Origin of the sequence: Anabaena catenula FACHB-362 (assembly GCF_014698735.1) — a bacterium.
GTDB lineage: Bacteria > Cyanobacteriota > Cyanobacteriia > Cyanobacteriales > Nostocaceae > Anabaena > Anabaena variabilis_A.
This window is the reverse complement of sequence record NZ_JACJTQ010000001.1, coordinates 248,911-264,273: the sequence shown is the minus strand read 5'-3', so window position 1 is coordinate 264,273 and position 15,363 is coordinate 248,911. Positions and strand designations below refer to the sequence as shown.

The 15,363-nt window shown below is 44.3% G+C and carries 20 protein-coding genes; 19 read left to right on the top strand and 1 reads right to left on the bottom strand.

All coding sequences use genetic code 11. The annotated features are described in order from the left end of the window. Positions 1–6: 6 nt before the first annotated feature. From rplE to prfA, 19 genes are all read left to right on the top strand, one after another. The gene (gene rplE / locus H6G68_RS01235) at positions 7–555 is read left to right on the top strand and encodes a 50S ribosomal protein L5 (protein ID WP_071191596.1); all 549 of its coding nucleotides are present in this window, start codon (positions 7–9) and stop codon (positions 553–555) included. A 20-nt stretch (positions 556–575) separates the two neighbouring features. Next, positions 576–977 (top strand): 30S ribosomal protein S8, encoded by a 402-nt coding sequence (gene rpsH / locus H6G68_RS01230; protein WP_071191597.1) that lies wholly within the window; start codon positions 576–578, stop codon positions 975–977. Between the two features lie 205 nt (positions 978–1,182). Then, positions 1,183–1,731 carry a 50S ribosomal protein L6 gene (gene rplF / locus H6G68_RS01225; RefSeq protein WP_071191598.1) on the top strand — a complete coding sequence of 183 codons (549 nt, stop codon included), beginning with the start codon at positions 1,183–1,185 and terminating at the stop codon, positions 1,729–1,731. Between the two features lie 2 nt (positions 1,732–1,733). After that, complete coding sequence (rplR, locus tag H6G68_RS01220; RefSeq protein WP_071191599.1) at positions 1,734–2,096, top strand: 50S ribosomal protein L18; 363 nt, start codon at positions 1,734–1,736, stop codon at positions 2,094–2,096. A gap of 185 nt (positions 2,097–2,281) precedes the next feature. Further along, entirely contained in the window at positions 2,282–2,809 is a 528-nt protein-coding gene (gene rpsE, locus H6G68_RS01215; protein WP_016953007.1) for a 30S ribosomal protein S5, read from the top strand. Between the two features lie 49 nt (positions 2,810–2,858). Further along, positions 2,859–3,305 carry a 50S ribosomal protein L15 gene (gene rplO, locus H6G68_RS01210; protein ID WP_071191600.1) on the top strand — a complete coding sequence of 149 codons (447 nt, stop codon included), beginning with the start codon at positions 2,859–2,861 and terminating at the stop codon, positions 3,303–3,305. A 71-nt stretch (positions 3,306–3,376) separates the two neighbouring features. Next, positions 3,377–4,687, top strand: coding sequence for a preprotein translocase subunit SecY (gene secY / locus H6G68_RS01205; RefSeq protein ID WP_190715797.1), 1,311 nt, complete (start codon positions 3,377–3,379; stop codon positions 4,685–4,687). A 2-nt stretch (positions 4,688–4,689) separates the two neighbouring features. Continuing rightward, complete coding sequence (locus H6G68_RS01200; RefSeq protein ID WP_190904972.1) at positions 4,690–5,244, top strand: adenylate kinase; 555 nt, start codon at positions 4,690–4,692, stop codon at positions 5,242–5,244. 180 nt (positions 5,245–5,424) lie between these two features. After that, positions 5,425–5,649, top strand: coding sequence for a translation initiation factor IF-1 (infA, locus tag H6G68_RS01195; RefSeq protein ID WP_006276978.1), 225 nt, complete (start codon positions 5,425–5,427; stop codon positions 5,647–5,649). Between the two features lie 117 nt (positions 5,650–5,766). Next, the gene (rpmJ, locus tag H6G68_RS01190; protein WP_015129703.1) at positions 5,767–5,880 is read left to right on the top strand and encodes a 50S ribosomal protein L36; all 114 of its coding nucleotides are present in this window, start codon (positions 5,767–5,769) and stop codon (positions 5,878–5,880) included. A gap of 111 nt (positions 5,881–5,991) precedes the next feature. Further along, a complete protein-coding gene (rpsM, locus tag H6G68_RS01185; RefSeq protein WP_071191603.1) occupies positions 5,992–6,372 on the top strand; it encodes a 30S ribosomal protein S13 in 381 nt (126 codons plus the stop codon). A 54-nt stretch (positions 6,373–6,426) separates the two neighbouring features. Next, positions 6,427–6,822, top strand: coding sequence for a 30S ribosomal protein S11 (gene rpsK / locus H6G68_RS01180; protein WP_016953011.1), 396 nt, complete (start codon positions 6,427–6,429; stop codon positions 6,820–6,822). Positions 6,823–7,171: 349 nt separating this feature from the next. Continuing rightward, entirely contained in the window at positions 7,172–8,116 is a 945-nt protein-coding gene (locus H6G68_RS01175; protein ID WP_127052487.1) for a DNA-directed RNA polymerase subunit alpha, read from the top strand. 34 nt (positions 8,117–8,150) lie between these two features. Then, complete coding sequence (rplQ, locus tag H6G68_RS01170; protein ID WP_190904971.1) at positions 8,151–8,501, top strand: 50S ribosomal protein L17; 351 nt, start codon at positions 8,151–8,153, stop codon at positions 8,499–8,501. A 75-nt stretch (positions 8,502–8,576) separates the two neighbouring features. Beyond that, positions 8,577–9,404, top strand: coding sequence for a tRNA pseudouridine(38-40) synthase TruA (truA, locus tag H6G68_RS01165; protein WP_071191658.1), 828 nt, complete (start codon positions 8,577–8,579; stop codon positions 9,402–9,404). A gap of 117 nt (positions 9,405–9,521) precedes the next feature. After that, complete coding sequence (rplM, locus tag H6G68_RS01160) at positions 9,522–9,977, top strand: 50S ribosomal protein L13 (protein WP_016953015.1); 456 nt, start codon at positions 9,522–9,524, stop codon at positions 9,975–9,977. Beyond that, positions 9,977–10,393, top strand: coding sequence for a 30S ribosomal protein S9 (rpsI, locus tag H6G68_RS01155; RefSeq protein ID WP_071191607.1), 417 nt, complete (start codon positions 9,977–9,979; stop codon positions 10,391–10,393). Before rplM ends, rpsI begins: the two co-directional genes overlap by 1 nt. Before the next feature lie 121 nt (positions 10,394–10,514). Then, on the top strand, positions 10,515–10,757 hold the full coding sequence (gene rpmE / locus H6G68_RS01150) for a 50S ribosomal protein L31 (protein WP_016953017.1): 243 nt from the start codon (positions 10,515–10,517) through the stop codon (positions 10,755–10,757). Positions 10,758–10,863: 106 nt separating this feature from the next. After that, the gene (gene prfA / locus H6G68_RS01145; protein ID WP_190904970.1) at positions 10,864–11,958 is read left to right on the top strand and encodes a peptide chain release factor 1; all 1,095 of its coding nucleotides are present in this window, start codon (positions 10,864–10,866) and stop codon (positions 11,956–11,958) included. Positions 11,959–12,262: 304 nt separating this feature from the next. Here prfA and H6G68_RS01140 read toward each other — a convergent pair whose 3' ends face one another. Continuing rightward, positions 12,263–15,313 (bottom strand): CHAT domain-containing tetratricopeptide repeat protein, encoded by a 3,051-nt coding sequence (locus H6G68_RS01140; RefSeq protein WP_190904969.1) that lies wholly within the window; start codon positions 15,311–15,313, stop codon positions 12,263–12,265. Between the last annotated feature and the right edge of the window lie 50 nt (positions 15,314–15,363).

Sequence of the window (15,363 nt, the reverse complement as noted above, 5' to 3'; positions counted from 1 at the left end):
ACAACTATGGCGACAACCAGACTCAAAAACTTATACCAAGAGACAATTGTCCCCAAACTGATTAATCAGTTTCAATACACCAATGTACATCAAGTACCGAAGGTAGTAAAAATAACTATTAACCGGGGTTTGGGAGAAGCTGCTCAAAATGCTAAAGCATTAGAAGCGTCTTTAAACGAAATTGCACTGATCACTGGTCAAAAACCAGTAGTGACAAGGGCAAAAAAGGCGATCGCTGGCTTCAAAATTCGTCAAGGTATGCCTGTTGGTATCATGGTGACTTTGAGAGGCGAACGGATGTATGCCTTTCTTGACCGACTTGTTAGCCTTTCATTGCCCAGAATACGCGACTTTCGCGGCGTTAGTCCCAAAAGCTTTGACGGACGGGGCAACTACACTCTGGGTGTAAGAGAACAGCTAATTTTTCCAGAAGTCGAGTACGACAGCATCGATCAAGTCCGTGGTCTCGATATTTCTATCATCACCACAGCAAAAAATGACGAAGAGGGTCGCGCCTTACTTAAAGAAATGGGAATGCCCTTTCGCGATCAATAAGTTCATCTAAAGAGGGAACGATGGCGGCTAACGACACAATTGCAGATATGCTGACGCGCATCCGCAATGCTAATCTGGCAAGGCATCAAACTACACAAGTGCCAGCAACAAAAATGACTCGTAATATTGCTAAAGTTCTACAGAACGAAGGCTTTATTGCTGAATTTGGAGAATCAGGAGAAGGGGTAACGCGCAATCTGGTGATTTCCCTGAAATACAAGGGCAAAAATCGCCAACCCCTAATCACTGCCTTGAAGCGAGTGAGTAAGCCCGGTTTGCGAGTTTACTCCAATCGAAAAGAATTACCAAGAGTACTAGGCGGTATCGGTATCGCCATTATTTCTACATCCAGTGGTATTATGACTGACCGCGAAGCACGCCGTCAGAATTTAGGTGGTGAAGTGCTTTGCTACGTTTGGTAGTCGTCAATTGCTTCCGGCACGCATTCGCGAACGTCAATAGTCAGTTCAACCGAAAACTGACAACTGACCCTCACGAGTGATGCCTCCGGCATAGCTTAGGTGAACCTCAGTCGCACCCAAGACGGAATGACTTCCACCTAAATAGGAAAACCGCCTGTTGTGAGCGCTGACTCAGAACTGACAACTGAACAACTGACAAAAAATCATGTCTCGAATTGGTAAACGTCCAATTACTGTTCCCGCCAAAGTACAAGTGGCGATTGATGGCACTAGTGTAGTCGTGAAAGGTCCAAAAGGCGAACTTTCACGCACTTTACCTGCTAATGTTACAGTCTCCCAGGAAGGGGAAACATTATTAGTAACACGTCGGGATGAAACCCGCACATCTAGGCAACTACACGGTTTAAGCCGGACTTTAGTTGCCAACATGGTTGAGGGAGTATCCATTGGTTTTCAACGTCGGTTGGAAATTCAAGGGGTAGGTTACCGCGCCCAAGTACAAGGCCGTAACTTAGTTTTAAATATGGGTTACAGCCATCAAGTGCAAATAGAACCACCAGATGGAATTCAATTTGCAGTTGAAGGTACTACCAATGTCATAGTCAGTGGCTATGACAAAGAAATTGTAGGCAACACAGCAGCTAAAGTCCGTGCAGTTCGTCCACCCGAACCTTACAAAGGTAAAGGCATTCGCTATGCCGGTGAAGTGGTCAGACGCAAAGCTGGTAAGACTGGTAAGGGTGGTAAGAAGTAAACATGAAACTTACTCGTAGAGAATCAAAACAGCGTCGCCATCGGCGCGTTCGTGGCAAAGTTAGCGGTTCACCAGAACGTCCACGGCTGGCTGTATTCCGTTCTAATGAACATATTTATGTTCAGGTAATTGATGATACACAGCATCAAACCCTGGTGGCAGCATCAACTGTAGAACCAGAGTTGAAATCTGGTTTAGCTTCTGGGTCAAACTGCGATGCATCAGCGCAAGTTGGTAAATTGATAGCAGTGCGATCGCTAGAAAAAGGTATTACTCAAGTGGTCTTTGATCGCGGTGGAAACCTATATCACGGTCGCATTAAAGCACTAGCTGATGCAGCACGGGAGGCTGGTTTAGATTTCTAAAATCATGCGTCATTAGTCATTAGTCATTAGTCATTAGCTATCAAAACAAATGACAAAAGACAAATGACAATTGACAACTGACGCTACGCATTCTCACAGCGTGCCGTAGGCATACGTCAGATGCTCATGGGGGAAATCCCCAAAAATGCACTGACTCACAACTGACGTTCACCAGAGCATTAATTATGGCAACAGAGCGTAAATCTAGAACAAAACGTGCCAAAAAAGAAGAAACCACTTGGCAAGAGCGAGTTATTCAGATCCGACGAGTGAGTAAGGTCGTCAAAGGTGGTAAAAAACTAAGCTTCCGGGCGATTGTGGTCGTTGGTAACGAACGCGGTCAAGTTGGCGTGGGAGTAGGTAAAGCCTCAGATGTAATTGGTGCCGTGAAAAAAGGCGTCGCCGACGGGAAAAAACATCTGATCGATATTCCTATTACCAAATCCAATTCTATCCCCCACCCCATTGATGGCGTTGGTGGCGGTGCTAAGGTGATGATGCGACCCGCAGCACCAGGTACAGGGGTAATTGCTGGTGGAGCAGTAAGGACTGTATTAGAGTTGGCAGGAGTTCGTAACGTTCTCGCCAAACAACTCGGTTCCAACAATCCTCTCAACAATGCTAGAGCCGCAGTTAATGCCCTATCTACACTGCGAACCTTTGCTGAAGTTGCTGAAGATCGGGGTATTGCTATTGAGAATCTCTACATCTAGTAGATGACATTCTTACTAAGTATTAGTCTAAAAAACTACTAATTACATCATGAGACTCAACGATGTTAAGCCTCAAAAAGGCTCAAAAAAACGCCGTAAGCGTGTAGGTAGAGGTATTTCTGCCGGACAAGGCGCTAGTGCAGGTTTAGGGATGCGGGGTCAAAAATCCCGTTCTGGTAGTGGTACTCGACCTGGGTTTGAAGGTGGTCAACAGCCATTGTACCGCCGCTTACCCAAGCTGAAGGGCTTTCCAGTTATTAATCGTAAAATTTACACTACGATTAATGTAGAGAAGTTAGCCTCCTTACCTGCCAACACTGAAGTAACTTTAGCCTCTTTAAGAGAAGCAGGTATCCTTACCGCTGCTAAAGGTCCATTGAAAATTCTGGGTAATGGGGAATTGAGCATTCCGCTCAAGGTGCAAGCAGCAGCTTTCACAGGACAAGCCCGGAGCAAAATTGAGGCAGCTGGTGGGAGTTGTGAAGTCTTAACCTGAGCCAAGAAAGCGCAATTTAAAGCTAGCCAACTCGCATCAGCGCGCCTGGTTCACTATAAAGGTAGCACTCTATGATCAGTCGAGATAAAGCCCCAACGGCTCAAGAAACTTTTATGCAGATGGCTCAAGCAGCCGGACTCAGAGGTAGGCTGCTTGTTACCGTCGGTATTTTAATTTTGGTTCGCCTGGGAATCTTTTTGCCCATACCAGGAATTAATAGAGTTAGGTTTGCTGAGGCCATTTCGGGCAATAATTCCGTATTTGGTTTATTGGATATATTTTCTGGACGGGGCTTGTCTACTTTAGGTGTCTTTGCCTTAGGGATTTTGCCTTTCATTAATGCGTCCATTATCATCCAATTGCTCACCGCAGCAATTCCTTCTTTAGAAAATTTACAGAAAAATGAAGGTGAGGCAGGTCGGCGGAAAATATCCCAAATAACCCGCTATGTAACGGTCTGTTGGGCAATTATACAAAGCGTAGCTTTTTCGGCATTATTCCTGCAACAGTTTGCCTTAAACCCAGGCCCACTATTTGTGGCTGAAACAGCGATCGCTCTAACCGCTGGTTCTATGTTTGTTATGTGGGCATCAGAACTAATTACAGAACGCGGCATAGGTAATGGTGCATCATTGTTGATTTTTGTCAACATTGTTGCTTCTCTACCCAAATCTTTAGGCGACACCATCGACTTAGTACAAGTTGGGGGACGGGAAATCGTCGGTCGCGTCATCGTTCTAGTCTTAGTATTCCTGCTAACAATTGTGGGGATTGTCTTTGTGCAGGAAGGAATGCGCCGCATCCCGATTATTTCTGCTCGTCGCCAAGTGGGTAGACGAGTTTTGGCAGAGCAGCGTAGTTATCTACCCCTACGCCTCAATTCTGGCGGTGTCATGCCGATTATTTTTGCGGCTGCAATCTTGAGTTTGCCACTTTTAATCGCAAATTTCACCAAAAACCCAGAATTAGCAACCATTGTTAACACCTATCTCAGTCCTGGTGGCTCCGCACCTTGGGTATACGCCCTAGTTTATTTAACTTCCATTGTTTTCTTCAGTTACTTCTATTCGTCGTTGATTCTCAACCCCGTAGATGTAGCTCAGAACTTGAAAAAAATGGGTTCTAGTATTCCTGGTATTCGTCCAGGTAAAGCTACAAGCGAGTATATTGAGCGTGTAACTAATAGACTCACTTTTTTGGGTGCGATCTTTTTAGGTTTGGTGGCGATTATTCCCACAGCTGTAGAAAGTGCTTTGAAAGTGCCAACTTTTAAGGGGCTGGGTGCTACATCTTTGTTAATTCTGGTTGGTGTGGCAATTGAGACGGCAAAACAAGTCCAAACTTATGTGATTTCTCAGCGCTATGAAGGAATGGTGAAATAATAGTGACTCGCTTAATCTTCTTGGGACCACCAGGTGCTGGTAAAGGAACTCAGGCAATAACCTTGGCTGAATTCTTGAAGATTCCCCATATTTCTACTGGTGATATATTACGGCAAGCCATTAAAGACCAAACACCTTTGGGCATAAAAGCACAAAGCTACATGGATCAGGGTGAGTTAGTTCCTGATCAACTAGTTCAGGACTTAGTAGAAGAGCGTCTTAATCAACCAGATACAAAAACAGGTTGGATTCTTGACGGTTTTCCTCGTAAAGTAACCCAAGCGGCTTTTTTGGCAGAATTACTGCAAAAGATAGGCCAAGGTGGTGAAAGGGTAGTCAACTTGGATGCACCAGACGACGTTGTTATTACCCGCTTGCTGGGACGAGGAAGAAAAGACGATAACGAAGAAGTTATTCGTCGTCGTTTAGAGGTTTACCGCGAGGAAACTGCCCCCCTGATCGATTATTACCGCGATCGCCAAAAACTCCTGACGGTTAACGGCAATCAGTCCCAAGCTGAAGTCACTGACTCATTGAAAAATCTCATAGCTGCTTAAGTATGACCGGGAGGTAGGGGAAGCAGGGGGAGCAATTTTCCCAGTCCCCAGATCCCAGTCTCAGTTCCCTTTTAGCTAAGATATATTAATAAACTGTTGATATATTTCTCAAATTGTGTTCTTGTGCAGATGAAAATACTGCTTGGTCACAGGAGATTGTTGAGTTGAGGAAAAAACAAATTGTCTAAGCAAGATTTGATTGAAATGGAAGGTACGGTCACCGAGTCATTGCCTAATGCAATGTTTCGAGTTGACCTAGACAATGGCTTTAACGTACTAGCACATATTTCTGGCAAGATTCGCCGTAATTACATCAAAATTTTACCCGGCGATCGCGTCAAAGTGGAGTTAACGCCCTATGACTTAACAAAAGGGAGAATTACCTATAGACTGCGGAAAAAGTAAATCTATGCAGAAAATATTACCATAAAGCAGCTTTTTTTGGGGTTTTCCCAGTTACTTAACTGAATTATTTTCTCTAGAAATGCTATAATTTACTATTTGGAGTCAATTAGAAAAGGCATGAAAGTCAGAGCCTCAGTCAAGAAAATTTGTGAAAAATGTAACGTGATCAAACGCCGTGGTCGCGTCATGGTGATTTGTGTTAACCCCAAGCACAAACAACGTCAAGGATAGCGCTCTGACTAGAAGAGCTTGGTACTATACCAGATCACCATCAAAACGAAAAGACGCGATTAATCACGTTTTGCAAACTGCGATTACCAGAAAAATAGGGAGAGATTAATTGTGGCACGGATCTCCGGAGTAGACCTTCCACGCGACAAGCGTGTCGAAATTGGTCTAACTTACATTTACGGAATTGGGTTATCAAGGTCGCAAGAAATCTTAGCAGCGACCGGTGTGAACCCAGACACCCGCGTTAAAGACTTAAGTGATGCCGATGTTGCCGCCCTGCGTGGGGAAATAGAAAGCAACTATCAAGTCGAAGGCGACTTGCGGCGCTTAGAAGCGATGAATATCAAGCGTCTAGTTGATATAGGCACTTACAGAGGTCGTCGCCATCGCATGGGATTACCAGTCAGAGGGCAAAGAACCCGTACCAATGCTAGAACTAGACGTGGTAGAAGGCAGACAGTAGCTGGGAAGAAAAAAGCCCCTGGCAAATAATTTTTCAGTACTTGCTAATGGAAGCAAGTTTTACCTTAAATTCACTAAACAAATATGGCCAGACAACCAACTAAAAAATCCGGGAGCAAGAAGCAGAAACGGAACGTACCCAACGGTATTGCCTACATCCAGTCTACTTTTAACAATAGCATTGTCTCTATTACAGATCAAAATGGAGATGTCATCTCCTGGGCAAGTGCTGGTTCTAGTGGATTTAAGGGGGCAAAAAAGGGAACACCCTTTGCAGCACAAACAGCAGCTGAAAGTGCAGCCCGTAGAGCCATCGATCAAGGAATGCGCCAAATTGAGGTAATGGTCAGCGGACCTGGAGCAGGTAGAGAAACTGCTATCCGCGCACTTCAAGGGGCAGGATTAGAAATTACCCTGATTCGGGATATTACCCCGATTCCTCACAATGGTTGCCGTCCGCCCAAGCGCCGTCGAGTTTAAACAAAACTTGTTAATTACGCTTAGACGGAAGCCAAAGCTAAGGGAAATCACCTGCAATATCATCTGGAGCGTACAAAGTATAAACTGCTTTGGCAGAGCAAATACTTGTCAACTTCAGAGCCGTTGGGTGACAGGTGCAACAAGTCAGGTATTCTCACAGGCAGGACTGATCAAATTTTGGTTCATCCACAAATTATCAGCGCCTGTGGGTCAAATTGGGGCATCAAACTTTACAACCTTTCTTAATGTTCGTAGTTTGATCAGCCTCAAGAAAATCTCAGGTCAGAAAGTAAATTCGAGAGGCAATTAATTTGCCTGCTAGCAGCACCTTAAAAAGGGAGGCTACTCCGTGGCGCAGTTTCAAATTGAATGTGTAGAATCTAATACTGAGGAAAGTCGAAGCCATTACAGTAAATTTGTTCTGGAACCTCTAGAGCGCGGTCAAGGAACAACAGTTGGCAACGCGCTGCGGCGGGTTTTACTGTCCAATCTAGAGGGTACAGCGGTTACAGCAGTGCGGATTGCTGGGGTTAGCCACGAGTTTGCCACAGTTCCAGGCGTGCGGGAAGACGTGCTGGAAATCCTCATGCGAATGAAGGAAGTCATTCTCAAAAGTTATTCCTCTCAACCTCAGATTGGTCGGTTACTCGTTAACGGACCAGTAACAGTTACTGCGGCACATTTTGATTTACCCAGTGAAGTAGAAGTCATTGATCCCACCCAGTATGTAGCTACCTTAGCGGATGGCGGCAAACTGGAAATGGAATTTCGGATTGAACGAGGCAAAGGATATCGCACTGTCGAGCGAGGAAGGGAAGAAGCAACATCTTTGGACTTTCTGCAAATCGACTCGGTATTTATGCCAGTGCGAAAAGTCAACTATAGCGTTGAAGAAGCGCGTGGAGATGGATCGCTTAAAGACCGACTGCTATTAGAAGTTTGGACAAATGGCAGTCTTTCTCCTCAAGAAGCACTATCTTCGGCAGCTGGAATTTTGGTAGATTTATTCAACCCATTGAAAGATATCTCCCTGGAACCAACTGATACAGGTTCAGATATCCCAGATGACCCAACTGCTCAAATTCCAATTGAAGAGTTGCAACTTTCTGTACGGGCATATAACTGTCTCAAACGAGCGCAAGTTAACTCTGTGGCAGACTTGTTGGATTACACCCAAGAAGATCTACTAGAAATTAAAAACTTCGGTCAGAAGTCCGCAGAAGAAGTAGTAGAAGCTTTACAGCGGCGTTTAGGAATAACTTTACCCCAAGAAAGAGGCTCTAAACACGCTTAAATTTTTCACCTTTAATAATTCACAGTGCATTATTATGCGTCACCGTTGTCGAGTCAAAAAACTCAGTAAACCAGCAGACCAGCGCCGCGCCCTGTTGCGAGCGCTAACCACAGAAGTCATTCGTCATGGTCGAATCACCACCACTTTAATCCGCGCTAAAGTCCTGCGAAGTGAAGTGGATAAAATGATTACCCTAGCCAAAAATGGCTCATTAGCAGCACGCCGGGAAGCCCTAGGCTACATCTTCGATAAAACACTGGTTCATGCTCTATTTGAGCAAGCTCCTACTCGCTATGCCAACCGTCAAGGGGGTTATACTCGTATCCTACATACAGTACCCCGTCGCGGTGACAATGCGGAAATGGCAATCATTGAACTGGTGTAACCATATTTTGGATTTTGGATTTTGGATTTTGGATTAAATCTAAAATCACAAATCACAAATCTAAAATTGATTGATATGTTAGATAGCCGCGAGCCTACAGCAACTCATCGAGTAGCCTTGGTCATTCAGTACTTAGGTACTCAGTTTCATGGCTGGCAACGGCAATCACGCCAGCGAACCGTCCAGGAAGAAATAGAAACAGCTATAGCTACTATTCTGGGGTATCATGTGACACTTCACGGCGCAGGGAGAACCGATGCCGGAGTTCACGCCGCTGCTCAAGTAGCCCATTTTGACGCTACAGGTTTTATCCCGGCTCACAAATGGGCAACAGTTCTGAACAGCTATCTGCCTCCAGATATATTAATTAGGGCTTCAGCGGGTGTAAGTGATCGTTGGCACGCTCGCTTTAGTGCAGACTCTCGACGGTATCGCTACACAATCTATACTGAAGCACTACCGAACTTGTTCGTGAACCGCTTCAGTTGGCATTATTATTATGCACCCCTGGATGAATCCTTAATCCAAGCTGCCCTTGAACCACTGCTGGGAAAACATCACTTAGCTGCCTTTCATCGAGCCGGGTCAGCGCGATCGCATTCCTGGGTAGAGGTACAAGCAGCAGAGTGTCGTCGCAATGGGTCGTTTATCCATATTGAAATTCAGGCTAATGGATTTTTATATGGCATGGTACGCCTGTTGTTAGGAATGCTCGTACAAGTGGGTTCTGGACAAAGGACGCTGGCTAACTTTACCGAAATCTGGAAAGAAGAACGCCGAGAAGAAGTAAAATACGCCGCGCCTCCCCAAGGTTTATGCTTGTTACGAGTAGGCTATCCTGATTTTCCCTTTCCTCCGGAAATTTGGTACGACACCCAACCATATTTAGTGTTTGGTTATTAGTCATTGGTGACAGGGAATAGGGAATAGGGAAAACATCAATTAAAAAATTCTTGCCTTTTGCCTCTTGCCTTCTTCCTCTGACAACTGACCAAGAACAAAAACAAAGGACAAATAACAATGAGTAGTAAAACATACCTTCCTCCTCAAGCATCCCTTGAGCGTGAGTGGTACGTAGTAGATGCCACCGATAAACGCCTTGGTCGCCTGGCCAGCGAGATCGCTATGGTCTTGAGAGGGAAAAGAAAAGCCGAATATACCCCCCACATGGACACAGGTGATTTCGTTGTTGTCATCAACGCCGAAAAAGTAGCAGTTACAGGCAAAAAACGTACCCAAAAACTCTACCGTCGCCATTCTGGTCGTCCCGGCGGGATGAAGACAGAAACCTTCGCCAAGCTGCAACAGCGCCTACCAGAACGGATTTTAGAACACGCTGTTAAAGGTATGCTGCCTAAAAATAGCTTGGGTAAGCAGTTGTTTACCAAACTGAAAGTATACGCTGGGCCTACTCATCCCCATGAGGCTCAACAACCCAAAGAATTAAACATTAGTACAATTCCTGGAGAAAATTAATGGTCGCAGTAGAAACCAATAGCGGTCGCGCCGTGTACTGGGGTACTGGCCGTCGTAAGTCCGCAGTCGCCAGCGTGCGCCTAGTTCCAGGTGAAGGCAAGTTGATTGTGAATGGCAAAGATGGAGTTTTGTACTTCCAATTCAATGCCAATTACCTGGGAGTCATCAAAGCGCCCTTGGAAACTTTGGGACTAGAAAACGAATATGACATTTTGGTCAAGGCCGTAGGCGGCGGTTTGACAGGACAAGCAGATTCTATTCGCTTGGGTGTTGCTCGTGCTTTGTGCCAATTAGACCCCGATAACCGTCCACCTTTGAAAACCGAAGGCTACTTAACTCGTGACCCACGAGCTAAAGAACGGAAAAAATACGGTTTACACAAAGCTCGGAAAGCTCCTCAGTATTCCAAGCGGTAAGACAGGAGGCAGGAGGCAGGAGGCAGAAGGCAGAAGGTTATTCAAATTCCATATCCCCAGTCCCCAGTCCCCAGTCCCCAGTCCCAGTTATAATTTATATAGATTCACCACAAAAGGAACAATGGCTAAATCTGATATTCATCCCCAGTGGTATCCAGAGGCTAAGGTCTACTGTAACGGTCAAGTTGTGATGACCGTCGGTTCTACCAAGCCTGAACTACACGTAGACGTTTGGTCTGGAAACCACCCCTTTTACACTGGTACTCAGAAGATGATTGATGCTGAGGGTCGAGTTGAGCGCTTCCTCCGCAAATACGGTATGAGCAGTACTCAAACCTCTGGCGACGACCAAGATAAAAAGTAGCTGGTTGGCTGTAGCTGTTAACGACGACCCTACATAGATGCAGGGTCGATTGTCATTTAATGCAGAAAGCCACACTAGTTATTTTTTAAGGAGCGTTGCCCTGATCATGGCTGAATCATACCTGCTGGAGAAACTGAAATCTGTTGAACAAACCTTTAATGAATTAACACGTCGCCTGGGCGACCCTGATACCACTAAAAACCCCGATGAGTATCAAAAAATTGCCAAGTCTCGTTCTTCTTTGGAAGAGGTAGTAAATACCTATGAAATTTGGAAAACCGCCCAGGATGAATTGGTAGGGGCGCGTCAGGTACTGAAAGAGGCAAATAGCGATCCTGAGTTGCAAGAAATGGCAGCTTTGGAAGTAAATGAGCTAGTAGAAAAGCTTGAATACCTAGAAAGCCGCTTGAAGGTGTTGCTGCTACCCCGTGACCCCAATGATGATAAAAACATCATGTTGGAAATTCGCGCTGGTACTGGTGGCGATGAAGCGAGTATTTGGGCTGGTGATTTGCTGCGAATGTATTCCCGCTATGCTGATACTCAGGGTTGGAAAGTGAAGCTAGTCAGTGAATCTCTGGGTGAGATGGGTGGCTTCAAAGAGGTGATTCTGGAAATTCAAGGCGACAGCGTTTACAGCAAGCTGAAGTTTGAAGCTGGAGTGCATCGGGTGCAGCGCGTACCAGCCACGGAAGCTGGGGGCAGGGTTCACACTTCTACAGCCACTATCGCCATTATGCCAGAAGTGGATGATGTGGAAATTCATATTGACCCGAAAGATATTGAAATGAGTACCGCCCGTTCTGGTGGTGCAGGTGGACAAAACGTCAACAAGGTGGAAACAGCCGCAGACTTGTTCCACAAACCCACGGGAATCAGAATTTTCTGTACAGAAGAACGCAGCCAGTTGCAAAACAAAGAACGGGCGATGCAAATTTTGCGGGCGAAACTGTACGAGATGAAGTTACGGGAACAACAAGAGGCTGTCACTTCTATGAGGCGATCGCAAGTTGGTACAGGTTCCCGTTCTGAAAAAATTCGCACTTATAACTATAAAGACAGCCGAGTTACTGATCATCGCTTAGGTCAAAATTACACACTCAACCCTGTTCTGGAAGGCGATTTAGAAACGGTGATACAATCTTGTATATCTCAAGACCAGCAAGAGCGTTTAGCAGAATTAGCTACCTCTGGCAGCTAATCATCCCTGTTAAACATCCTGAAAAACCGCTTGTTCAGATGTTTCTTGTAATACATCCAAGCGGTTTTCTAATGCCTGCTTAATTCGTAATAATGCCTCCGGTCCCGCTAGGGATACGTAATTCGTAATTAAGTTTTGTGATGGAGATTTAGACTCCGCCTAACATACTTGCCGCTTGTAGAAGCTCTTTACTTAAACCCCCAGAATAGTTAAAAATTAAAAAAATTGTTTCATCGGCTTTTCGCCTATTTTAATCAGTGGACTCGCTAAACCAAGAATCTCCGCGTCTTTGTACCGGAGAGTGTCAACGCCACTCACCTTGCAAGGTAAACGCCGCCCAATAATACGGTTTCCGTAAATTTTTATTTTTCTCTGTCAACATCTGCAACTGTGCGGCTCGTAACGCCGCTATGGGCTTTAAACCCTGTTGCAGCATATTTTGGTAGAATTTCTGCATGAGTACAGATGTACCTTGATCATCTACATTCCATAAACTTACCACTACCCTAGGACTACCAGCATACATAAAACCATTTGTCAAGCCGATTAATCCTTCTCCCTTGATTTCCTTACCCAAACCAGTTTTACAGGCACTGAGAACTACTAACTCTGCTGACAGGTTGAGGTTAAAAATATCATGTAAACGCAAAAAGCCATTTTGGGGTTTGCCTTGATTATCAAACAGCGACAGCACCACACCAGATAACTCTGGTTGTTGACTATTGAGGATGCCATGAGTAGCAAAATGTAAAATTCGATATTCACTAAGTTGCAAATTTGTCGCAAAATCACGAGTAGCGGCAAAATCAAATGCTTGTAACCGCAGATTTTCAGGAACTAACGCCAGAATCATCTTAGCTTCAGTGCGGGTAAAAGGCAGACGATCAAAATCAATACCAGCGTCTCTAGCGGCTCTACTTAAAGTATTGTTATTTAAATTTTGGGGTTCTGACTTTGCATATATTGGTAATTTATTAGTAATCCGTTGATCATTACTAGTAAAAACTGGATCTGCGATGACTGCTAACGTCTTAGAAGCTGTTTTCCTGATTTTTTGTTCATTTCTCAGAATAGCGACTGTAGAAGCTGATGGTAAAGTGATAATTTCGTGATTGAGTAATAATGGCTGATACTCCTTTCCCTGTGAATTTGGTGCTGTTAAGGCAGCAAAAGGGATATATAACAAAGCACCATCACCAACAATAACTAAGCGTTTATTGCCCAATTTTTGCGCCACTGGTGCTAACAGCATTTGCGTCACAGGTGCGGCAGCTGTCTTGACTTGTTGAGGACTCGAAGTGAATGATGTTAAAACACGACGGAAATTCTTAACTGCGGCTGCTATTTCGGCAGTTTTCGGTAATTCATAACTAGTCATATCTGTTTTGCTGACTGCCCACAGATAACTACCTTCTTCACCCAGAGAATATTCTAAAAGTAGAGTATCTTCATCTAATACTTGCTGCTGAATTTGTGTAAGTGATAACGGTTGGGGTTGGGTAAGGGCAGCATAGCGGGGACTGGTAGCGCGAATTTGTGTTTGTATTTCTGTGTACTCTTCTAGAAGAGAAGTTCTTTCGGTTTCTAAAGCTTGAATTTGTTGACGAGTGGTTTCAGCACTTAGTAATTTAATACGGCGTTTTTCACTACTATCCAATTGTTCTTGTAATTGACGTTCTGCTGCTAATAATTTGGCATCAACACCAGTTCTAATATCCGCATTAGCTTCTGTTAGCAGTTCTAAAAGGACACGGGCGCGGGCGCTTTCCCCAGCTTGTAGTGCTTGGGCATCATAACCTTTTGATGGTTGCTGTTTGTGCAACTTCATTAATAAGTCAATGTAGAACTTGTAATACTTTTGAAAAGTGGCAAAGTAAGCAGCCCGTAAATCTTGATTAGTAATTTTGGTGCGTAAATTTTCAATAATCTTGATAGCAGTCTGCATTTGAATCAAGGCTTCATTAAGATTGCCCTGTTTGCGTTGTAGGTAAGCGAGATTATAAAGAGTAAAAGCCTCCCCACGTCTATCTCCTATCATCCTTCTCAAGGGTAAAGCCTGATGATAGTATTCGAGTGCTTTTTGTTTTTCTCCCAATGAATCGTAGACACTGCCAAGATTAGTTAGAGTATAGGCCTCACCATCTTTATCACCCACGGCTCGTGCTAAGGGTAGAGACTGATTATAGTAATTTAGTGCTTGCTGATTATTATTCAATGAGTAATAGACAGCGCCCATATTGTGCAGAGTGGAGGCTTCCCCATATCTATCTCCCACTGCTCGTAACAGGGGTAAAGCTTGGTTATAGTAAACTAGTGCCTTCTCTTTTTCTGCCTGTGAGTCGTAGACAGTGCCAATATTATTGAGAGTAGTAGCTTCTTTACTTCTATCCCCCACAGATCGTAATAGGCGTAAAGCTTGGTTATAGTAATCTAATGCTTGCTGTTTCTCTCCCAAAGAAGAGTAGACGCTGCCAAGATTATTGAGAGTATAGGCTTCCCCACCTTTATCACCCACTGCACGTCTTAGGGTGAGTGCTTGGTGATAGTAATCAAGTGCCTGTTGCTTCTCTCCTAATGAATCGTAAACACTGCCAATATTACTAAGGCTATAGGCTTCCCCACGTTTATTACCTACTCCCCGTAATAGTTGCAAAGACTGATTATAGTAGTCTAATGCTTGTTGTTTTTTTCCCAACGAGGAATAGACTAAGCCTAGGTTATGGAGAGTAGTGGCTTCTCCACCTTTATCACTCACAAGCTGATATATGAATAAAGCCTGATGATAGTATTCCAGTGCTTTCTGTTTTTCTCCCAATGAGTCATAGACTAAACCAATGTTATTAAGGGTAATGGCTTCTCCAGCTTTGTCTCCTACTGCCCGTAACAGAGATACAGCCTGGTTGTAATATTGTAGTGATTCTTGTCTTTGTCCCCATGAGTCGTAGACACTACCAATATTATGGAGAGTCGCGGCTTCTCCTCCTTTATTACCCACAGTCCGATATATGGACAAAGCCTGTTTGTAGTATTCCAGTGCTTGTTTTTTCTCTCCCAAGGATGAGTAAATATAGCCTATCCGAAGAAGGACTACTGCTTCTCGAAAGGGTTTTTCACCAGCTTCTCGAAATAGTGTCAGTGCTGTTTCTAATTTAACAATTGCCTGTTTTAAAGATGGCGCTGTTCCTTGTTCATAAAGTTTTATCCCTTCTTGAAATGCTTGTTCCGCAGCGGCACGTTTTGTCTGTGGTTGTTGGGCGATTTTTACAGGTTTATATTCTGCACTGGTTGTATTTAGGGGGGCAAATAGCAATATGCCTAGGAGGATAAATGGCGGATAATTTATACGTTTTAGCATTGTAATTACAGTAGTTTTATTTTATGTAAATCACACTGTAAAGATAACAT